Genomic DNA, 20,684 nt, shown 5'->3' on the forward strand with positions numbered 1-20,684 from the left:
CCGGGCGCTGGAACTCGGCGGGGTCGACCGGGTCACGTTGTCCGCTGTACGCGCCATGAACGCGAGTACCTGGGCTGGGGCGTGTTCGCGTTCATGTGTCGCTGACCGCAGGGGCCGGGCTCTCCTTGCCGCTCGGCCGGTGACTGAGCGGCAAGGAGTGGCTGGACCGTGCGACGACGGTTCAGCGGGCGGCGTTCTGGTGGTCCGAGGGGACATGGCTCTGCCACCGGTAGGTGGCGAAGGAGCCCGCCGGGACGGTCACGACGAACGACTGTCCGGCGAGGGTGATACGGACTGTGCGGTCGGTGGCGGCGCTGTTGCCGAGGACGGCGACGAACCTGTCGTCGCCCGAGCGGTAGACCACGTTGCTGACGCCGTTCTGCGCGGCGCTGGACTCGAGGCGTACATCGCCGGGGGAGAGGTACTTGGCGAACTGCCCGATCTCGTACAGCTCGTCGCGGACGGTGAAGTCCTTCGTGAGCGTGTTCACCGTGACCATCCGGTCCGGCCACTTGGTGGTGGCGCCCACCTTGTCCCAGTCGATGTTGTTGTCCCGGGAGGGCGTCCAGTGCAGCGTCCCGCCGTCCTGGTCCGTGGTCTGGGCCCACAGAATGTACGAGCCGGCGTCCAGGCGGAAGTCGTCCAGGATCGTCGACGGCGAAAGGTCACTCGTCTCCGTGAGCTGGACCGGCTTTCCGGTCTCCTCGTACGCGTCGCGCATCACCTGTGGATCACCCCAGTAGGGATGGAAGGCGATGGCATCGGCGGCGTCGCGGACCTGCCGGCCGCTGACCGAACCGTCGGGCGCGTCCTCGAAGATGCGGTAGTAGTTCTTGGTCGCCGTGCTGTTGGGGTTGCGCCAGTCCCAGAAGTTGAAGTCATGCATGTACAACTGGGTGTTCAGACGGGCAGCCCGGAACTCGCGTTTGATCGCCAGGGCGAGCTTCTGCTGCTGGGCGATGCTGATGTCCATGGCCGGGTAGACCACGTCCATGCCCGGCTCGTTGAGCAGGGTCAGGGCGTCGACGCGGATGCCGTGCCGGGCATAGGCCTGGACGAACTTGACGTAGTAGCGCGCGAAGACGTCGATGCAGTCGTCACGCAACTTGCCGACCTGGTAGTAGTCCGTGGTGCTTCCGGGCTTGAGCGCGACCTCGCCGGTGAAGCGGTTGTTCGTCTTCATCCACGCGGGCGCGCTCCACGCGGAGGCGAAGAAGGTGGCCTTCGGGTTGTAGCGCTGGATGAGCTTGATCGTGTCGATGATGTGCAGGTCGAGGTCCCGCTGGATGGAGAAGTGCTTCAGGCCGAAGTCCTCGCCGGCTCCGCTCGGCAGGTCGTCCTCCGACCAGAACGGAAGGTGCTCGATCACGTCGGGGCTGCCGATCGTCAGCCGGAACCGGTCCAGGCCGGCGCCGTGCCTGGGGTCGACCAGCAGCCGGATGACCTGCTCGCGCCTGGCCGGGGTGAGCTTCCACAGATTGGACACGCTGGTCTCGTCCAGGGAGAAGCCTATGCCGGTGTATTTCTGCCGGGTCTGGCTGGGATCGACCGTCACGGTGGCATCGACGGAACGGCCTGCAGCACTGCCCGCCCAGGTACTCTCCAGCGGCTTCCAGGCCTGGGCTCCGCCCGTGGAGTAGGTGCCGGACACGAGCGGGCCGTGCCCGGCGGACAGGCTCTCCGCCCTGTCCGCGTGCGCGGCCGGGCCCGTGCCGAGCAGCGCGGTCAGCGTGGTGGCCGCGACGGCGGCGGTCGCGGTGAGAGAACGTCTCACGGCTTCTCCTGATGTCTGGGGGATGGGGACTGGCCAGGGGCGGCGTTCGGTGCGAGGGGCACGGGGTGACAGCGCCCGCCGGATTCCGGCGTCCGAGGTGGGGGGCCGTGGTCGCAATACGGTCAACAGGACTGGAAACAAAAGGACTTGACGTTGCGACAGCCACCACCACCGGCTCCTCCCGACGCACCGATGGGTGGGATCCAAGCAATATCCCGGGTGTTAAGTCAAGGCGTGAATAAAGTGAGGCGGTGTGCGGTGGGTATCCGTCGGCGCCGCGCCACCCGTACCAGTTCGGGTGGCGCGGCTCGTGCCCGTCAGGGTGGCGCGCCCCGCACCTGTTCGGCCGGCGCGGCGCGATCGTGGTACGGCCGTCACCCTGCCCCGGCGCGCCTGTGGCTCGCCCTCACCCGGCCTGAGGGTTCAGTGGCCCAGGAGCAGGCCTGCCCCCGCGACATCGGCGCGGATGCCGTCCTTGCCGACCGTCACACGCTCGAGGTGCAGCGCGCCCGAAGGCGGTTTCGGGAGCTGGAAGGCGAAGGAGAAGCGGTCGGCGATCTGCGGGCGGGTGAGCTTGGTCAGTGCGGGGAGCAGGGACGGGTCCAGGCCCAGCCTCTTGAGCAACCACGGGTGGGAGAGCGCCACGTCCACGAGATTGATGCCGGTCAGATCGTGCAGGAAACGCGGTGTGCCGGTGAGCTGACGGAGTCTGTCCTCGTCGTGGAGCGCGGCGCTCACCACGCTGTCCGGGACGCCGAGGCGGTGCACGATCTCCGGGAGGGCGAACAACGCCCTGATCTTGTCCGCCTCTTGGGTGAGGCGGCGCGCTGTGGCCGGGGTCAGGTGGAGACCTTCGGTGGACCGGGTGCCGGGCTGGTACGTCGCGAGGTCGTCGATGTCGACCCGTATGCCGTCCACGGAGGTGGCGATGCCGCGCTCCCCGTCACGCCGTACGCGGGCGTCGGCCCGAACGCTCAGGTCGCGGCCCTCGATGTGCAGGTTGCCCTGCGCTCGTATGCGGCCGGGGCCGGCGGCCGTGAACGCCAGCTGCGAGGCGCCCAGTTCGCGGTTCATGTCCGCGAAGGACAGCAGGACCTGACCGTGCGCCTGCCGGACGAGCGCGCCGCGCACCGTGGTGGGCCCGTCGCCGTCGATGCGGATGTCGTCGGCGGTGGCGGTGACCTGGGTGAGCGTGACCCGATGGGCCGGGATGTCGGGCACGGTCACCCGGACCGAGTCCAGACGCCCGGCGGCCAGCTGGGTGAGAAAGGGAAAACCGCCGATGTCTACCTCGGGGGCGGCCGCGAGATGCAGCTTGTCCTTGAGCTGTTCGGAGGCCTTGTGCTCGGCGTAGAGCAGTGCCCAGCGGTCGGCCAGGACGACGGTGCAGCCGAAGGTGAGGGTCCAGACGAGGACCCGGGCCAGGGTGGACAGGCCGGTGGCACGGTTGCGACGGCGGCTGCCACGCCTGTGGTTGGGCGGCGCCCAGGCCTCCTCCGGGTCCTCCTTCTGCTCGGGTGCGGCACCGTCCTCGGTCAGGAAGTCGTCCAGTGGATGGTCTGCCAGTGCGGCCAGCTCGTCGTACGGATTGCGGCTGGGCGGAACCGTCCGGGTGGGAGGTCCGTCGGACTGAGCAGCTTGATGCGTCGGTATGTGGGGGGTACGCATCGGTAGATTTGATCATATAGTCGGTCCTGTTTTGCAAGTGCTACCTGAAGTAAGGCGCGAAATCGGTCACCTGGCGGCCGGTACTCGGCACGGCGGCAGGGCGGGCACCGGCGTCGCACGGGCCTGTGTTTCGGCAGTCGGCACCGTTGTCAGACCCAGCGGCTAGGTTTTCTCGGAGCACGAGCAGAACGGGAGGAAGCCTGTGGGCAGCGAAGTGGTGCCGGTCATGGTGGAGATGGCGGACGGCGCGTGGCAGGACGAGGCCGATACGGTCACCGGCGCCCGGCAGACCCTGGAGCACTTGTGCAGGGAACTGGCGGTGAATCCCCGGCTGGGTACGGACGGGCCCCTTCCGTCCCTGTACCACCTGCGGATATCGGCGGCCGAGGGCGGGCGGGGGCCGTTACTGGAGGTGGCCTATGCCTATGGTCCGCCGACGCTGCCGGAGGGAACCGTGCGCATCAACGCGGTGCGCCCCGTCGAGCGTCCCGTCGCCTTCGACTACGAGGTGCCCGGCATCGCGCTGCCCGAGGTGCCGGAGCCGCCGCAGTCGCCACTGGTGCGGGATCCGGCCATGGAGGCGATCGCGGCACGACAGGTGACAGAGGCCTGGCAGCGGATGGCGGGGTGGCTGGCCGAGCATGCTCCGGGTTCGTACCGGACGCTCCTGCCCGGGGCCGGAGAGGAGGAGATCGGACGGGCCGAGGAGGCCTTCGGGGTCGAACTGCGCGAAGATCTCAAGGCGTTGTGGCGGCTGTGCGCCGGTGTACGGGACGAGCCGGGCGCGGGTTTCCTGGCGGAGAACCGGTCGTTGCTGCCGATCGGGGAGTCGGTCAGGGTTCAGCAGCGACAACTCGGCTTCGCCGATGAGGAGTTGTGGCGACCGGAGTGGATTCCGGTGTGCTCGTTCAACACCCATGACACCACCTGCGGCCTGTACATGGACATGGGTACGGGGCACCTGTACGCGTGGACCCGGTTCGGTGAATGCCGGCCCGAGCACGATTCCCTGACCACCTACCTGGAGGAGATCGCCGATGCCCTGGAAGTGCCCTTGCTCGCCGGGCCCGCGAAGCCGGGGCTGCTCCGTGGCGCGTTGATGTGGGGTCCGACAGGCGATCCGGACGACGGATGGGAACCGTTCACCGGGTGAGGCGCCGGACGGGTCGGCGAAGACCGAGATCGTCGGCCGCCCGGCCGCCCGGGCTGGTCGAGGAGGCCTCCGTCCAATCCTGCGGTGACCTCCGCGTCCGGGCCGACATCGGGCACGGCTGAGCCGTGCTGCGCCACAAAGCGTACGAGATGCCTCATCTGCACCATGATGTCGCGTACCGTAGTGACGGCATATTTTTGGACGGCAACGGCACCGGTGCGAGCTGGACGGAATTGGTTCTCTTGCGAAGATGTCTGGCGCGGGGCGCGGCTGCGACGGCCGCGTCGGTGCTGCTGTGCGTCGCCGCCGTCCTGTACAACGACTGGTTGCTGCAGTTCTTCGTGACCACCGGCCTGCCGCAAACCAGCTCCTACGTCAGCGAGACCTTCGCGGCGGATCAGCCGTACCGGCTGCTGTTCGGCACCGTGGAACTGGCCTGCGCCGCGATGGTGATCGCCGGTGCGACGCTGGCCGCGCGCTCCGCGTCGTGGGGTCCGGCCCTGGCAGGCTGGGGCGCCGTCGCAGCGTTCGGTGGCTGCTCCGTGCTGGACGTGCTCCTGCCGATGGCATGCGCGCCCTCCGTGGAGCACGGTTGCCCGCCCGACAACATCCAGCACACCACCACCAGCGGCCTGGTGGAATTCATACTGTTCGCCTCCATGGCACTGTTCGGCCTCGCGGCGCGCCGTTCCGGTCACGGCCCTCCGGGTTCGGCCGCAGGCCGCTGGGCACCGTTCCTGATGCCGGTCTCGATGGCATCGGCGATCGCCACCGTCGGCCCCTACCTGGGACACCCCGGCGGCCAGGGCATCGCCCAGCGCATCCATCTGGTGAGCGTCGCGGCATGGTTCATCCTCCTCGCCGTCGAGGCCCGTTACGCACGCCCGCTGTCGCGGCGTCAGGACGGGGCAAGCGGCCAGGGCCGAGACGGTGTGCAGGAAGTCTCCGCCGCCATCCGCCGACTCAGCCCGCTCCCGGACGCCCACCCCGACGATCGGCACGGCCGGCTCCCGGACGGAGAGTAGCCGCCTCCGGGCTGCTGTCGGGCTGCCCTCGGGCTGTCGTCTGGCTGTCGCGGGCCGCCTTCGACTCGGCGTCCTGGCCCAGCGACCCGCACCTGCCGGTGGGGGCGTACAGGTGTTCTTCGGGCAGTCGCACGAGATGGGCCGAGCCGTCCTCTCTGCCTGTGGCGAATCTGCGGCGGGCAGAGAAACCGCATCCGGGAGCCCTTCGAGGTCAAGAGTGGTGTCGACGGCATTCCTGCCTCGACAAGGAGACCAGATGAGTTCACTCAGTACGCTCCCGCCTCGCGCGGAGGAGGGCGAGACACCGCCCAGCCGCTTCGACGACCATCTCGCTGCACAGCTGCTCGCCCAGCGGATCGTCCTCCTCGGCACACAGGTCGACGACGTGTCGGCCAACCGGGTGTGCGCGCAACTGCTGCTGCTGTCGGCGGAGGACCCGCGCACCGACATCAGCCTGTACATCAACAGCCCCGGCGGGTCGGTCACCGCGGGCCTCGCCATCTACGACACCATGCGGCTCATCCCGAACGACGTCTCGACGCTGGCGATGGGGTTCGCCGCCAGCATGGGCCAGTTCCTGCTCACCGTGGGTGCGCCCGGCAAGCGGTTCGCGCTGCCGAACGCGCGGATCATGATGCACCAGCCCTCGGCGGGCATCGGTGGCACCGCCGCGGACATCGAGATCCAGGCGGAGAACCTCCAGTTCACCAAGAAGGCCATCGAGCGGATCACCGCCGAGCACACCGGGCAGAGCGAGGAGACGATCACGCGGGACGGCGACCGGGACCGCTGGTTCACGGCCGAGCAGGCCAGGGAGTACGGGATCGTGGACCGGGTGGTGGAGTCGCTCGCCGACATCCGCCCGGCCGCGTCGCGCCGACGGATGGGGTTGTGACATGGGGTCGTACACGGTTCCGTACGTCATCGAGCGGACCGCGCAGGGTGAGCGGTCCTACGACGTCTTCAGCCGGCTGCTGAACGAGCGGATCATCTTCCTCGGCACCGAGATCGACGACGGGGTCGCCAACGTGGTCATCGCGCAACTCCTGCATCTGGAGTCGGCGAACCCGGAGCACGAGATCTCGATCTACCTCAACTCGCCCGGTGGATCGTTCACTTCGCTGATGGCGATCTACGACACGATGACCTTCGTGCAGTCGCCGATCTCCACGTTCTGCGTCGGTCAGGCGGCGTCTACGGCGGCGGTGCTGCTGGCCGGCGGAGACCCCGGGCGGCGGTTCGTGCTCCAGCATGCGCGGGTGCTGCTCGGCCAGCCGGCCAGCGGCGGCCGGCAGGGGACGGTCTCCGACCTCAGCCTCGCGGCCAAGGAGATGGTCCGCATCCGCTCGCAGGCGGAGGAGGTCCTGTCCCGGCACACGCATCACGACGTGGCGACGCTGCGCGCGGACATGGACCGGGACAAGGTGCTCACCGCCGAGGAGGCCGTCGCCTACGGGCTCGCCGACGAGGTGCTGAGCCGGCGGCTCGCGCTCGTCTGACCCGCGCGGCCGTGACCGACGACGGCCCGCACGATGTTGTCGGTCCTGGTCGTCCGCATCTGCCCACCCCGACTGGCGAGTTGCAGAAGCCGTAGCCGTAGCCGTAGCCGTAGAAGCCGTAGAAGCCGTACGCGACGGCCGTGAACGTCTCCGGCACAGGCGGCATGGCTGTCGGTCGGCCGTGAATGCGATGATCGGCGCGACAGGCGCCGGCGGTGCGGGCACGCCCGGCCGGCTCATCACGTGCGTGGAGAAGGGCGGGCAGGATGTCGAGCAGTGACGCGGTGCTGGACGACCCGGTGGGCGAGTCGCTCCGCGGGCACCACGCACATCTCGCCCGCCGGCTTGGCCGGGCCGTCACCTACCGGACCGATGTCGCGACCTTCTCGGCGGTATCCGCCGACGCGGACGCGGACGCGGTGGACTGGGCCGACCTCGCCCGGTTGCTCGGACGCGGCGCGTTCGCCGACATGTTCAGCTGCCCGGCGCACCCGCCGTCCGACTGGGAGCCGGTCTTCGTCCTCGACGGCCGGCAGATGATCCGGGCCGACAGCAGCCGACCGGATCAGGCCCCTGGCGCGGTCCATACCGACATGGTTGAACTGGGCGCGGACGACGTGCCCGAGATGCTCGATCTCGTCGCACGGGCCAAGCCGGGGCCGCTGTGGCCACGCACCCACCAACTCGGCACCTATCTCGGCATCCGTGACAACGGCAGGCTGGTGGCCATGGCGGGTGAACGGCTCCGGCCTGAGGGATGGACCGAGATCAGCGCCGTCAGCACGGCCCCCGAAGCACGCGGGCAAGGCCACGCCACCCGCCTGGTCACTGCACTCGTGGCAGGCATCCTGTCCCGCGACGAACGGCCCTTCCTGCACGTGGCCGAAGCGAACACCGGGGCGATCGCGCTCTACGAACGGCTCGGCTTCACCCTCCGCAAGCACGTCACCTTTCGCGGGTACCGCACTCCGTGACCGCCGCCCCGCCGCTGGTTTAGACGGTGAATATAGATCTAGACAATCTAGCTAGGTGTGGGTAGTCTGCCTGTTCGGCAAGCTTCTGCGATGAAGGAACCATGAACGACGCGGCAGACACCCCGGGACAGGGCCGGCGCAGCGACGCCGTCACGAGCGCGCAGGCCGACTCGGACGAGCACCTCATCGGCGAGGCCGAGAAGATCGCCGTGGCGCTGGGCCGGATGTTCCCCGGGCTGTGCGAGGTGGTCCTGCACGATCTGCGTGACCCGCGGCACGCGATCCGCGCGATCGAGAACAACCTCTCCGGTCGCCGGGTGGGGGACTCCGCGACCGAGCTGGGCCTGGCGCGCATCGCCGACCCCGAATACCCGAGCGTCCTGCAGAACTACCCCAACCAGTTTCCCGACGGCCGGCCCGCGAAGAGCACCTCCATCGGCATCAAGAACACCCAGGGTGAGTTCATCGCGGCGCTGTGCCTGAACCTCGACGTGTCGGTGCTCTCCTCGGTCACGCTCGCCCTGGCCAACCTCGTCGCCACGGACAGCGAGCACCCCGGCCAGCCCCTGGAAACCCTGCGGGACCGCAACGCACGCGAACTGCGCCAGACGGTCGAGACTTTGGCGGCGGAGCGCGCGGGCACCCCGAGGTCACTGAGCCGGGCCGACAAGAAGGCGCTCGTACGCCAGCTGCACGGCGACGGCTACTTCGACTCGCGCGACGCCGCCCAGACCATTGCCGACCTGCTCGGTGTGTCCCGGGCGACCGTCTACAACTACACGAAGTGAAAGGGCACTCATGGCGATCGCCGGTGTGAAGAAACTGGACGTCACCCTATGAGCACCACCCCCGTCATCGCCCGGACGCTGGCCGACCCCGACACCCCGTTCGCCGCCGTCGACGTACACCGGATGCTGCGCAACATCGAACGGCTCGCGGCCAGGGCGGACCGGCTCGGCGTCATGCTGCGCCCGCACGTCAAGACGGCCAAGAGCCTCGACGTCGCGGCCCTCCTGCACACCGGCACCCCGTGCCCCGTCACCGTGTCCACCCTCGCCGAGGCGGAGGCCTTTGCCGACGGTGGCTACACCGACATCACCTACGCCGTCGGTGTCGATCCCCACAAACTGCCCCGCGTGACCGCCCTGTTGCGCCGCGGCGTCACGCTGCGCATCCTGCTGGACAGCACCGAACAGGCCACCGCCGTGGCGGAAGCCGCCCGCCGGGCCGGAGTCGGCATTCCCACCCAGATCGAGATCGACTGCGACGGCCACCGCGGCGGACTGCGAACCGACGCGCCCGCCCTCACCCGCATCGGTCGGATCCTGCACGACGCCGGCTGCCTGGACGGCGTGCTGACCCACGCGGGCGAGTCCTACTTCGCCTACAGTGCACAAGAGCAGCGCCAGGCCGCGAAGAACGAACGGGACGCCGCCGTCGCGGCGGCCGAGCGGCTGCGTGCCGCCGGCCTGCCCGTGCACACCGTCAGCGTCGGCTCCACCCCCACCGCCCACGCAGCCGAAGACCTCACCGGCGTCACCGAACTGCGCGCCGGCAACTACGTCTTCTTCGACCTGGTCATGGCCGGTCTCGGAGTCTGCCGGATCGACGACCTCGCGCTCTGCGTCGTCGTCACCGTCATCGGGCACCGGCCCGAGTACGGCTGGATCGTCACCGACGGCGGCTGGATGGCCATGTCCCGCGACCGCGGCACCTCCGCGCAGCCCCAGGACCAGGGCTACGGCCTGGTCGCCGACCTCGACGGCACCCTCATCCCCGGCCTGGTGATGAGCGCCGCGAGCCAGGAACACGGCACCCTCACCGCCCGCGACGGCGCCGTCCTGCCCGACCTCCCCGTCGGTACCCGGCTGCGGATCCTGCCCAACCACGCCTGCGCCACCGCGGCACAGCACCATGGGTACCACGTCATCGACAGCAGCCGTCCCATCACCACCGCACCGGTAGTCCAGGCCGCCTGGAGCCGCGTCAGCGGCTGGTGACCGCCCGGGCCACCCAGGGCTGAGGGGACGTACTCCTTGCGTCACCTGCAGCCACGGCATGCCGTCCGGACGCGGACGGCTGAGGCCTCCCGCTCAGGCTCGGCCGGTTCCGGTTCCGGTTCCTGTTCCGGACACCGACGTGCGGGGCGCCTCGGCAACCGTCGGCGCACCGAGTGAGCCGAGCAGGCGGGCGCTCTCCGAGCCCGACTCGGCGTGATAGATCGCCAGGATCTGGCCGCCGGAGTCGCTGATCGGCAGTTTCTCCCGGCGCAGGTCGAGCACGCCGAGGCGCGGGTGGCGCAGCCGCATCGAACCGCCGGTCAGTGCGGTGACGTCGTGCCGGGCCCACAGCCGCCGGAACGTGGCGCTGGCCAGCGACAGTTCGCCGACGAGCTGGACGATCCGAGGGTCGTTGACGTCACTGCCCACCGACGCGCGGAATCCGGCGACCATGCCACGGGCCGCCTGTTCCCAGTCCATGTAGAGATCCTGCTCTACCGGGTCGAGGAAGATCGCCCGCAGCCGGTTCACGCCGGGCCGGATATTGGGTGAGACGGCTCCGGCCATCCGGTTCGCGGCAAGCACCTCGAACGTCCGGCTCTCCACGAACGCCGGCAGATTGATCACGTCGAGCAGCTGCAGGATCCCGGCCGGCACCACCTCGCGGCGTTGCCGCCGGGGCGCCGCCGGGCGGCCGGTGGACAGGCTCAGCAGGTGCTGCGTGGCGGTCGTGTCCAGCCGGAACACCCGTGCCAATGCCTCCAGCACCTGCGGGGACGGGTTGCGGTCGCGCCCCTGCTCCAGGCGCAGGTAGTAGTCGGCGCTGATCCCTGCCAGGGTGGCGACCTCCTCGCGGCGCAGCCCAGGGGTACGGCGCACGCCCACGACCGGCAGCCCCGCGTCCGCAGGATCGGTCAGCTCACGGCGGGCCCGCAGGTACTCCCCGAGCGCGTTCGGCCTGCTCATGCCCTCGATCGTACGAGCCCGGGCAGCGGCCTGCCTGGCCCTGTCACTCCCAGGATGAGCGGGGCACAGGCTGTCCCGGTGCGCGCTTCCTACCGTGATCGTGACGGCGCTCCCGGAACGGCCGGCGAGCGGCAGGCGAAAGAGGCAAGGGCACGATGACAGGCAACGAGCTTCCCGGTGGCACCTACCGCGTCGGCGACCTCACCCTCACCCGGTTCGGCTACGGCGCCATGCAGCTGGGGGGGCCGGGTGTCTTCGGCCCGCCCAAGGACCGCGACGCCGCCCTCGCCGTGCTGCGTAAGGCCGTGGACCTGGGTATCCGGCACATCGACACGGCCGACTTCTACGGCCCGCACGTCACCAACGAGATCATCCGCGAGGCGCTCGCGCCGTACCCGGACGACCTGCACATCGTCACCAAGGTTGGAGCCCGCCGCGACGAGCGGGGCGGCTGGCCGCACGCCCGCACCCCCGCCGAACTGGTGCAGCAGGTCCACGACAACCTCCAGCGCCTCGGGCGCGAAGCACTCGACCTGGTGAACCTGCGCGTCGGCGGCTTGGACTCGCCGGAACCGGGCTCCGTCGCCGAGCCCTTCGGCGCGCTCGCCGAACTGCGCGAGCAGGGGCTGATCCGGCACCTCGGGCTGAGCACGGTCAACGCGGAGCAACTCACGGAGGCACAGACGATCGCTCCCGTCGTCTGCGTGCAGAACTTCTACAACATCGCCAACCGGCAGGACGACGAACTGATCGACAGTACGGCACGGCAGGGCATCGCCTACGTGCCGTACTGGCCGCTGGGCGGCATGTCGCCGCTGCAGTCGCAGACCCTGCACAGAGTGGCGACCCGCCTGGGGTCCACCCCCATGGCCGTGGCGCTGGCCTGGCTGCTGCAACGCTCGCCGAACCTGCTCCTCATTGCCGGCACGTCGTCCGTGCGGCATCTGCGCGAGAACATCGACGGCGCCGCCCTGGATCTGCCCGCCGACGCGCTCGCCGAACTGAACGCCATCGGAAACGAAGGGTAGTGCGGCGACCGCCGAGGCAGACCGGTCGGGAGCAGGAGCAGGAGCAGGCGGTACGGCTACGGCACCGGGACGCGACGCGTCACAACGGTGTAGGCCTCGGAAAGCTTCGAGGTGACGCCGCCGACCGCATAGGACCGGTCGTCCACGGCGCTCACCAGCTGTACCTCGTAGGCCGTGCCGGTGAGGAAGACCTCGTCGGCCCTCGCCAGTTCCCCGGGCAGGACGTGCCGCTCGTGGACGGCAATCCCCAGGTCCTGGGCGAGGGAGAGGACCGTCTGCCGGGTGATGCCGTCGAGGAAGGTGTCGGCGGTCGGCGTGTGCAGGGCGCCGTCGATCACCAGGAAGAGATTGGCCCCGGTGGCCTCCGCCAGGAATCCGCGATGGTCCAGCAGAAGGGCGTCGTCGTAGCCGTGCGCCTCCGCTTCGTCGCGGGCGAGGGTGCAGATGTTGTACAGCGACGCCGCTTTGGCCCGTACCGGGGCGGTGTCGGGGGAGGGACGCCGCCAACGGGAGGTGCGCAGCCGGATGCCACGGCTGTGCGCGTCGCCGGAGAAGACGTGCGGCCACTCCCATGCGGCGACGGCGACGTGGACCGACGTCCCCGCCCCGGACACGCTGATCTGCTCACTGCCACGCCAGGCCACCGGCCTGACGTAACCGTCGACGATGCCCTGGTGCTCGATGGTCTCGTGCATGGCGGCATCCAGCTGCGCGACAGTGAACGGGACGCGGAAGTTCAGTTCCCGTGCCGAGACATGGAAACGCTCGAAGTGTTCGACGGACTTGAAGGGACGGCCGTCGTACACGCGGATTCCCTCGAAGATGCCACCGCCGTAGTGCATCCCGTGCGACAGGACATGGAGGCGGGCATCGCGCCAGGGCACGAAACCGCCGTCCAGCCAGATCACGCCGTCACGGTCGTCGAACGGAACGGGGGTCATGCCTGCTGCTCCTCGTCGCGGTGGTCGGTGTCGTCGGCGGCGTAGTCGATGCGAATGGCCCGTTCCAGGAACTGGTGGAACTCCTCGGCCTCGGCGGTGTTGGCGTGCCGGGACAGCACGAACGCCGGATAGCCGGTGAAGTCCGGGTAGGGCCGTACGACATCGCCGGGAAAGAGCATCTGCACGACGTGGTCGACCCTCGGGTCGTCACGCAGCTCGTCCAGGCCGTGGATCGCGGTGATCCGGCCGGACCCGCCGCAGGGAACGATGTAGTTGGCCGCGGCTGCCACAGCCGTGGGCAGTGGGCCGGCGCTCAGGGACTCGGGCGCGATGCCGACGGCGATCCTGAGTGCCTGCGCCGCGAAGTCGATGCCGGTCACCCGGGAGGCGATGTACTGGGACACCCCGGAGCCTCCGATCCTGGCTCCCATCTCCAGCAGATACGGCGTCACTCCGCCGCGCAGCCGCAGTTCCGTGTGGGTGGGCCCGTCCGTGATGCCTAGGGCCTTGTGCGCGGCGGTCACCTCACGCCGGATGTCCTCCTGAACGGCCTCGGGCAGGCGGGCGGGCGCGCGGTAGACACCCTCCTCGAAGTGCGGTCCCTGGGGGTCGCCCTTGTAGCCGATGGTCAGGATCTGCACGTCACCGGCGTGCGCGAGGGACTCGACGGCGAACTCGGGACCGTCCAGGTACTCCTCGACGACCAGGCCGTCCACTCGGCCGAGCTTGCTGCGGCAGGTTTCCCTGACCTCGTCCACGACGCTGCGCAGGCTCTGCGGGGACTCGGCCTTGGTGACGCCGAGGCTGGAGAAGCCATGTGCAGGCTTCACCACGACGGGGAAGGCCAGGTGGGCCGCCTTCGTCCAGTCGTCCGTGTCGTCCAGCCGGACGAAACCGGGCACATGGAGCCCCGCCGCCGCCAGACGCTCCCTCATGACGCGCTTGTCCTGCGCGCCGAGCGCCGCGTCGCGGCCGATACCGGGCAGTCCGAGCAGTTCGGCGGCCTCGGCGACGAACGGCACGGCAGGGTCGTAGAGCGTGGCGATGCCCTGGAAGGCGTTCTCCTCGTGCCGTCGCCGCAGGGCGTCCAGCGCGCCGGCCGGGTCGGCTTCGATGTCCAGGCGCAGCACGTCCACGACGGCGGGCGGCAACCGGTCCTCGGACACGGCTTCGTCGGGCCGGGGAATCAGTACGAGGCCGATCCCGGCCCGCTGTGCGCTCTCGAAGACCCAGGGGAGCGAGGTGCGTTGGTAGACCAGTACCAGGGTGGGGGTGTTCGTGGTCATCACGAGGTCCTTTGCCGTCACGATGTTCCTTGTCTGGTGTGAACCTCGGTTCCCGGCCGGGTGTGTACCTGTGCCGGGGCCCGCTCGGCAGGCCGGGCGCCGCCGATGGTGAGCCACACTCCGCCCGCGCAGAGCAGGAGCAGCAGGAGCACGAGCGGTCCGGGCGCGGCCTCCCGGCCCAGGGCCCACTCTCCCAGTCGCACCAGGAACGGCACGACGAGTGCCAGCGCAGAGGTGAACAACGGCCCCTTGCGCAGGATGAGTTCGTGCGAGATGAGGAAGACCGGAGCGGTGAGGACCGCACCGAGGATTGCGATGCCGCCCCAGTCGGCCGCGGAGACACCGCCGAGCGGGACGAACAGGACGACCGTCAGCCCGAGCATGACCGTGCCCGCTCCGGTGATGGCGGGCAGGGCCGCGACCGGCGTGAGGTCCGGCATCCGCCGCCGGTAGACATAGCCGTACACCGCGTAGGTGAACGTGCCGCCGAGGGCCAGCAGCCCTCCGCTCACCAGGGCGCCCGAGCCGGCTCCGGAGCCCGCGCCGTCGCCCGCGGAGGCGTCGGCCAGCGCGTACCCGCAGGCCGCCACCACGGCCAGCACCGTGCCCAGCACCTTGCGACGCGTGGAGGGCTCGCGGAACGCGACGACTCCGATCACAAAGGTGATGCAGGGCAGCAGGGAAACGATCAGGCCGACCCGGGAGGCTCCGATGAAGCCGGTTCCGAGCAGTGTCCCGGAGTAGTAGGCGAAGAAGCCGAGGAAGGCCAGCAGCGCCACACTCCCGCCGCGGGCGGTCGCGACCCGGACCTCGGACCGCGACCGCGGGTACAGCAGGGCGACGACCGTGATGACGACGAAGCTGGCCGTGGTCCGCCCCGCCGCCACCGCCAAGGGGGGAGCGCCGTCGACCAGATGGCCGGCCAGCAGCCAGCCGACGGCCAGCAGGGCGACCATCAGCACCGACAGGGCGGGCACCACCAGAGGCCCGCCCCCGCGGGCGTGCGGGGATGTGTCCGTCACCATTCGGCCCGCTCGAACTCCAATGCGGGCATCCGGTCCAGCCCCTGCTTGGCCCGCAGCAGGGCCTGCTGGTCCTCGGTGAAGACGTACCGCTGCCGTGGAGCTCCGGCGGGAGCGGGAGCGGGAGCGGGGAGGTGACGGCGGACCAGTTCCCTGGCCGCCGTGCGGTACTCGTCGTCGTTCGTGACGTCCGCCTCCAGCTTTTCGACCGTGGCGACGAAATCCCGCAGGGCGTCGAGGGCCTTGGCCCGGTCGAAGCGCAGCAGGCCGCCGTCGGCCGGGGAACCGGCCAGCGCACCGTGCTCGCGCAGCCAGGAGTAGAGGAAGACCCCGGTGCCCGAGTCGAAGTTGCGGGTGGCGTCGTCCGCCTGCGGATAGCGGAAGACCCGCTCCAGCAGGATCATGTCGATCTGCTCCGCGGCGAACGGGACGACACCGCTGTCCGCGCAGGCGAGTACGGTCTTGGCGTCGACCTTGATCTCCTCCAGCAGGCCGACGAACCAGTTCATCTTCAGCGAGATGTGCTCGTCGAACGGCCAGAGTCCCTGGTAGTGCATCGAGTCGTGCAGATAGCCCCAGATGGCGCGCGCTTCGAAGCACACGTCCGCGTCCAGGCCCGTGGACGCCCGGGGCAGCGACTCCGGGGTCAGGACGGCCGCGGCTCCGGGAAGGGCGTAGGTCTCGTGGATCTTCCGCATCTTGTTGTAGAAGAACATGGCGTACGGCTGCTCGGTGATCTTGTCGTGAGCGGCCACGTTCTCCGGGAAGAACACCAGGCAGTTGCCCTGCCTGAACCCGGCGCTGCCGGTGATCAGGATCAGCGACTGGCAGTTGTTCTTGGGGTGCGGATAGGAGGCGGCCAGCTCCGGCAGCGCGGCCGGTTCCTTGCGCAGGGCGAAGAAGCAGTCCAGTCGCCTGCCCACGGGCGGCGCGCTGTTGGTGCTCTGGAGCGGTGCGAGGAAGAAGACGGCGGAGCCGTCGGCCGGCACCTGCAGGGCGTCTCGCGAGCGTGCGAAGTGCGGCCGGGTGTCGAGGCCGGCCGCGAGCCAGCCGTCGATGTCCGCGGCCAGCGCGGTCGCCTGGCCGCCCCATCCCTGCCGCTCGTACCAGGCACACGCCTCGTCACGGATCCGGCCGAGCAGAACCCGGTCCTCCTCGGTCGCGCCGGGGACGGTGCCGTCGTCCGCCTGACGCCCGCGGAACCGGTCGACCTTGGGGATGAGGGACCCGGCCAGTTCGCCGGCTTCGGCCAGCAGGTGGGCGGGGACGGGAGCGGTGGCGAAGGCCGTGGTCACAGGGCTGCTCCCGCCGCCACGAGCTGCTTGTCCTCGACGCCGACCGCCAGAACCTGATGCACCGTGAACACCATGGGTACGGCGCCGAAGTCCCGTACGACACGCAGGTTGTGGTTCTGGGCCGCGACGATGGTGGTGATACAGCCCTCGACGCGCCCCTCGGCACACTCGATGGCCGCCTGGGAGTTGCTGAGCACCTCCCGGATCTCCGTCCCGGCGGGCACGAGCCCCGTGGGCGCCGGGTGCGAAGCGACGGTGGCGGGCACGGCGACACCCTTGGTGGCGAGCACCATGTTGTGCGTCGGCATGATGAAGCTGTCGACCATGTGCAGGCGGTGCAGGTTGCCGAACACCAGGGTGTGCAGCGCCGGATAGACCGCGCAGGCGACCAGCGCATGCTGTCCGTCGTCCGGAACGGCCTCGAGCGCGGACTCGATGGAAGAGTGCAGCTCCACCGTCCCCTCGATGCCGCGCCGGCGCAGCCATTCGTGGGACGCGGCCTGCAGATTGGTGCCGTCGGGGCCGAGCGTGTGCAGGTGCCGGACGCGGTCCGGCCCATTCATTGCATGCCTCATGGGCTCCCCCTAATAAACAGAACAGGAACGGCCGCATCAGGTGTCTCCTGGAGGCCCCGGACAGGCAAACACGCTTCAGGAAAACGATCAAGGTTTTCAAAATGTGATCTCGGATGATGAGATATTTCACGTGCGTCTCACACCTTCGAGCGATTCGGAATGACACACTCCATATCGTGGCCTCTGCAGCGGACTTGACCGCGAAGTGGGGCGAAGGTCAGCGCTTTCCGTGCACTGCGCGGGAATCGGCGTGGCACCGGAAACGCCGAATTCCCGGGAAACTTGAGGCGCAGATCAGGTGGCGCGGGGTGGATGGCGGCGAGACTTCCGTCCTGGCGGAGGGGAATACGGCCCAGTCCGTCCCGCCGGTGAAATCGGCTCCCTTCCAGTATCAGGCGCAGTCGGGCCCGCCGCTCCTGTCGTGAGGTCAGGCCCGGGGCGTGGAGTGCGAACCGACGAGAGCCTCGGACACGGCCCACAACCGCGCCGCGTTCTCCCGATCCAGGGCGTACGGCGCGACGCCGGCGACGGCACCGGCCCGCTCGGTGACCGGCTCCGCCTGCGCACAGTCCTCGAAATAGCGGCCGGTGATGCCTTCCACGGTCGGTGAGGCGGCCAGCAGCACCGAGGTCGCGGCGCCCTGCGGCACCGTCTTCTGCGGCGGCAGCGCGAGTTCACCCGAGGCGATGAAGTCGGTCACCGCCTGCGGGGCCACGTGCCGGGCCAGGGCCGTGTCGGCGATGTTGCCCGGCATCAGCGCGTTGGCGCTGATGCCGTCGTCGGCCCATCGCTCGGCGGCACCCACGGCGAACAGGACGTTGGCGGTCTTCGACTGCCCGTAGGAGGTCCACGGGTCGTAGGGGCGGAAGCGGTAGTCGAGGTCGTCGAAGACGACCGGCGAGAAGAGGTGGCCGATGGAACTCACCGAGACGATCCGCGCACCGTTCGCCGCCGCGAGAGCCGGGCGCAGGCCGACAGCGAGGGCGAAGTGACCGAGGTGGTTGACGGCGAACTGCATCTCGCGGCCGTCGGATGTGCGGGTGAGTTCCGGCAGGGCCATCACCCCGGCGTTACCGACCAGTATGTGCAACGGGCCGTGCCACTCGGCCACGAACGCCGCCACCGTCGAACGGTCGGCCAGGTCGAGCCGCGCCACCGTCAACTTGCCCGCACCGAAGGGGAGTCGTTCCTCCAGCTGCGCCGCCACACGGGCGCCCGCTTCGGTGTTGCGTACGGCCAGGGTGACGTCGGCGCCCGCCGCTGCGAGCGTCCGGGCGGTCTCCACCCCGATACCGGAGCCGGCTCCGGTGACCACGGCCCGGCGGCCGTGCAGGTCCACACCGTCGATCACCTCGGCGGCGGTTGTGGTCGGCCCGGACGTGCGGGGCGTCTCAGTGTCGGACATGGGATTGATCTCCTGATGCGGGGTGAGGTGCGGGGCGGGAGTCGGCCCGCTCCGTGGGTACGGCAGGGGTGGAGGGGCGGCCGGCAGGAGGCTGTCGCGGCTGGTGACGAACGCGACGGCGCCGACGGGCGGCACGAGCACCGCCTCGGCGTCCTGTCTGCCGACGACCGCCCGACGTGTCGCCGTGGCGGGTGCGCAACGCACATCTCCGCTGCCGGGTCCTCGGGGCCGGGGCCGGGTCCGCGAGGCCGGGGAGGACGGCCCCTCCGGACGCCGGGGCGTGGGACCGTCCGTCTCTTGGGGGAGCGGGGGGAGCGGTCCCCGGGGCGCAGGGAGAGCGCCGGCGGCTGTCAGCCGTTGAGCGTCCCCATGAATTCGGGCGCGTAGCGGTCGCCGGTGACCACGCCATGAGGGGCGACCGCCTCGATCGCGGCGAGTTCCGCCGCGCTGAGGGCCACCTCCGTCGCGGCGATGTTCTCCTCGAGGTAGCGGCGGCGCTTGGTGCCGGGGATGGCGATGGCGCCCTGGTACTGGACCCAGGCGAGTGCCAGCTGGGACGGGGTCACGCCCTTGGCGGAAGCGATACGGCGGACCTCGCGGACTACGTCGAGGTTCCGGTCGAAGCTCTCGCCCTGGAACCGGGGGTCGGTGCGCCGCCAGTCGTCCTGTGCGAGGTCGTCGGGGCTGGTGATGGCACCGGACAGGAAGCCGCGCCCCAGCGGGGAGTAGGCGACCAGGCCGATCCCCAGTTCGCGCAGGGTGTCGAGCACCCCGTCGTGTTCGATCCCGCGCTCGAAGAGCGAGTACTCGGTCTGGACGGCGGTGAGCGGGTGCACGGCGTGCGCGCGCCGGATCGTCCGGGCGGACGCCTCGCACACCCCGATGTGGCGGACCTTGCCCGCGGCGACCAGCTCGGACAGGGCGCCGATGGTCTCCTCGATCGGCACGCCGGGGTCGATGCGGTGCAGGTAGTAGAGGTCGACATGGTCGGTGGCCAGGTGCCGCAGAGAGCGGTCGAGCGCCCGGCGTACGTACTCGGGCCGGCCGTTGAGGCCGAGCGCCCGGCCGTCGTCGCTGATCTCGACACCGGTCTTGGTGGCGACGACGGCGGCATCACGGCGCCCGGCCAGCGCCTTGCCGAGGAGCTGCTCGTTGCGGAACGGTCCGTAGCTCTCGGCGGTGTCGAGCAGGGTGACGCCCAGCTCCAGCGCGCGGTCGATGGTGGCCAGTGACTCCGTCTCGTCGGTGGTGCCGTAGAAGGCGCTCATGCCCATGCAGCCCAGGCCCTGGGCTGCGACGGTCAGGCCCTGGCTGCCCAGTGCGCGGTCTTCCATGAGTTTCTCGCTCTCGGTAACTAACTGGATAGATATGCCACCGTAGACCCGTCGGCCGCCGCTGTCAATAACTAGATAGTTACTTGCTAGGGTGGCGGACATGCCACGCGACTCCAGTGCCACCAAGGCCCGGCTGCTCGACGCCGCCTTCAGTGAATTCGCCGCCTACGGCATCGCCGGGGCGCGGGTGGACCGGATCGCCGAGGCCGCGGGGGCGAACAAGCGGCTGATCTACGCCTACTTCGGCAACAAGGAGCAGTTGTTCGACGAGGTGCTGCGACGCGCACTGGCGGCGGGCGCCGAATCGGTGCCGTTCGATGCCGATGACCTGCCCGGATACGCGGGCGCGATCTTCGACCACCTGGTGGCCCGGCCGGACCTCATGCGCCTGCGCCTATGGAAGCTCCTGGAACGCCCCTCCGTCACCGGGCTCGAACCCGAGGCGTTTCAGCGCAAGACCGCCGCAGTGGCGGACGCGCAACACCGCGGCGAGCTTGCCCGGGACATGCCGCCCGGCGACCTCCTCACCATGGTTCTCGCGGCGGCGCAGGCATGGTTCTGGGCCGCGGAAGGAGGCGACGCGCAGGAGGGCGGGTCGGCATGGTCGTCGGAGCGGCTGGCCGAGCACCGCGCTGTCGTCGTCGAGGCCGCCCGCCGTCTCAGCGAGCCGAGGAACACCGGCGCGTAGTCCCGGCTTCCGGGCAGGGGCATGACGCTCGTACGGGTCGCGCGACAGCCG

General features: G+C 70.0%; 19 protein-coding genes. 9 read left to right on the forward strand and 10 right to left on the reverse strand.

Annotation, left to right across the window (positions count from 1 at the left end; genetic code table 11):
- Window positions 1-181: 181 nt before the first annotated feature.
- Entirely contained in the window at window positions 182-1,774 is a 1,593-nt protein-coding gene (locus GQF42_RS41510; RefSeq protein WP_158928717.1) for a glycoside hydrolase family 30 protein, read from the reverse strand.
- Window positions 1,775-2,197: 423 nt separating this feature from the next.
- A complete protein-coding gene (locus GQF42_RS41515; protein ID WP_158928719.1) occupies window positions 2,198-3,442 on the reverse strand; it encodes an LmeA family phospholipid-binding protein in 1,245 nt (414 codons plus the stop codon).
- A 202-nt stretch (window positions 3,443-3,644) separates the two neighbouring features.
- Here GQF42_RS41515 and GQF42_RS46495 point away from each other — a divergent pair, with 202 nt between their 5' ends.
- From GQF42_RS46495 to GQF42_RS41550, 7 genes are all read left to right on the forward strand, one after another.
- Complete coding sequence (locus GQF42_RS46495) at window positions 3,645-4,595, forward strand: SMI1/KNR4 family protein (protein ID WP_233273662.1); 951 nt, start codon at window positions 3,645-3,647, stop codon at window positions 4,593-4,595.
- Window positions 4,596-4,720: 125 nt separating this feature from the next.
- Window positions 4,721-5,620 carry a DUF998 domain-containing protein gene (locus GQF42_RS41525; protein ID WP_233273663.1) on the forward strand — a complete coding sequence of 300 codons (900 nt, stop codon included), beginning with the start codon at window positions 4,721-4,723 and terminating at the stop codon, window positions 5,618-5,620.
- Between the two features lie 256 nt (window positions 5,621-5,876).
- Window positions 5,877-6,515, forward strand: coding sequence for a ClpP family protease (locus GQF42_RS41530; RefSeq protein WP_158928721.1), 639 nt, complete (start codon window positions 5,877-5,879; stop codon window positions 6,513-6,515).
- A 1-nt stretch (window position 6,516) separates the two neighbouring features.
- Complete coding sequence (locus tag GQF42_RS41535) at window positions 6,517-7,119, forward strand: ClpP family protease (RefSeq protein WP_158928723.1); 603 nt, start codon at window positions 6,517-6,519, stop codon at window positions 7,117-7,119.
- A 266-nt stretch (window positions 7,120-7,385) separates the two neighbouring features.
- Window positions 7,386-8,093 (forward strand): GNAT family N-acetyltransferase, encoded by a 708-nt coding sequence (locus GQF42_RS41540; protein WP_158928725.1) that lies wholly within the window; start codon window positions 7,386-7,388, stop codon window positions 8,091-8,093.
- A 101-nt stretch (window positions 8,094-8,194) separates the two neighbouring features.
- Window positions 8,195-8,881 carry a helix-turn-helix transcriptional regulator gene (locus GQF42_RS41545; protein ID WP_233273664.1) on the forward strand — a complete coding sequence of 229 codons (687 nt, stop codon included), beginning with the start codon at window positions 8,195-8,197 and terminating at the stop codon, window positions 8,879-8,881.
- A 48-nt stretch (window positions 8,882-8,929) separates the two neighbouring features.
- A complete protein-coding gene (locus tag GQF42_RS41550) occupies window positions 8,930-10,093 on the forward strand; it encodes a DSD1 family PLP-dependent enzyme (RefSeq protein WP_158928727.1) in 1,164 nt (387 codons plus the stop codon).
- A gap of 93 nt (window positions 10,094-10,186) precedes the next feature.
- Here GQF42_RS41550 and GQF42_RS41555 read toward each other — a convergent pair whose 3' ends face one another.
- Window positions 10,187-11,059 (reverse strand): helix-turn-helix transcriptional regulator, encoded by an 873-nt coding sequence (locus GQF42_RS41555; protein WP_199272979.1) that lies wholly within the window; start codon window positions 11,057-11,059, stop codon window positions 10,187-10,189.
- A gap of 155 nt (window positions 11,060-11,214) precedes the next feature.
- Between GQF42_RS41555 and GQF42_RS41560 the strand changes: the two genes are divergently transcribed.
- Window positions 11,215-12,087, forward strand: a complete 873-nt coding sequence (locus GQF42_RS41560; protein WP_158928729.1) for an oxidoreductase — start codon at window positions 11,215-11,217, stop codon at window positions 12,085-12,087.
- 56 nt (window positions 12,088-12,143) lie between these two features.
- Here the strand turns inward: GQF42_RS41560 and GQF42_RS41565 are convergent, their stop codons facing one another.
- The 7 genes from GQF42_RS41565 to GQF42_RS41595 all read right to left on the reverse strand — a co-directional run bounded on the left by GQF42_RS41565 (window position 12,144) and on the right by GQF42_RS41595 (window position 19,945).
- Window positions 12,144-13,028 carry a branched-chain amino acid aminotransferase gene (locus GQF42_RS41565; RefSeq protein WP_158928731.1) on the reverse strand — a complete coding sequence of 295 codons (885 nt, stop codon included), beginning with the start codon at window positions 13,026-13,028 and terminating at the stop codon, window positions 12,144-12,146.
- Window positions 13,025-14,314, reverse strand: a complete 1,290-nt coding sequence (locus GQF42_RS41570; RefSeq protein WP_233273665.1) for an ATP-grasp domain-containing protein — start codon at window positions 14,312-14,314, stop codon at window positions 13,025-13,027. Before GQF42_RS41570 ends, GQF42_RS41565 begins: the two co-directional genes overlap by 4 nt.
- Window positions 14,315-14,331: 17 nt before the next feature.
- Window positions 14,332-15,339 (reverse strand): DMT family transporter, encoded by a 1,008-nt coding sequence (locus GQF42_RS46500; protein WP_158928735.1) that lies wholly within the window; start codon window positions 15,337-15,339, stop codon window positions 14,332-14,334.
- Complete coding sequence (locus tag GQF42_RS41580) at window positions 15,333-16,631, reverse strand: DUF6421 family protein (protein ID WP_233273666.1); 1,299 nt, start codon at window positions 16,629-16,631, stop codon at window positions 15,333-15,335. Before GQF42_RS41580 ends, GQF42_RS46500 begins: the two co-directional genes overlap by 7 nt.
- On the reverse strand, window positions 16,628-17,206 hold the full coding sequence (locus GQF42_RS41585) for a bacilysin biosynthesis protein BacA (RefSeq protein ID WP_158928737.1): 579 nt from the start codon (window positions 17,204-17,206) through the stop codon (window positions 16,628-16,630). The genes GQF42_RS41580 and GQF42_RS41585 overlap by 4 nt, the downstream gene beginning before the upstream one ends.
- Window positions 17,207-17,633: 427 nt before the next feature.
- Complete coding sequence (locus tag GQF42_RS41590; RefSeq protein ID WP_158928739.1) at window positions 17,634-18,611, reverse strand: SDR family NAD(P)-dependent oxidoreductase; 978 nt, start codon at window positions 18,609-18,611, stop codon at window positions 17,634-17,636.
- A gap of 350 nt (window positions 18,612-18,961) precedes the next feature.
- Window positions 18,962-19,945: an aldo/keto reductase gene (locus GQF42_RS41595; protein WP_158931225.1), complete on the reverse strand. Its 984-nt coding sequence runs from the start codon at window positions 19,943-19,945 to the stop codon at window positions 18,962-18,964.
- Between the two features lie 100 nt (window positions 19,946-20,045).
- On the opposite strand from GQF42_RS41595, the gene GQF42_RS41600 reads away from it, so the two are divergent.
- Entirely contained in the window at window positions 20,046-20,633 is a 588-nt protein-coding gene (locus GQF42_RS41600) for a TetR/AcrR family transcriptional regulator (protein WP_158928741.1), read from the forward strand.
- The last annotated feature ends 51 nt before the right edge of the window (window positions 20,634-20,684 follow it).

It is taken from the genome of Streptomyces broussonetiae (assembly GCF_009796285.1).
Lineage (GTDB): Bacteria > Actinomycetota > Actinomycetes > Streptomycetales > Streptomycetaceae > Streptomyces > Streptomyces broussonetiae.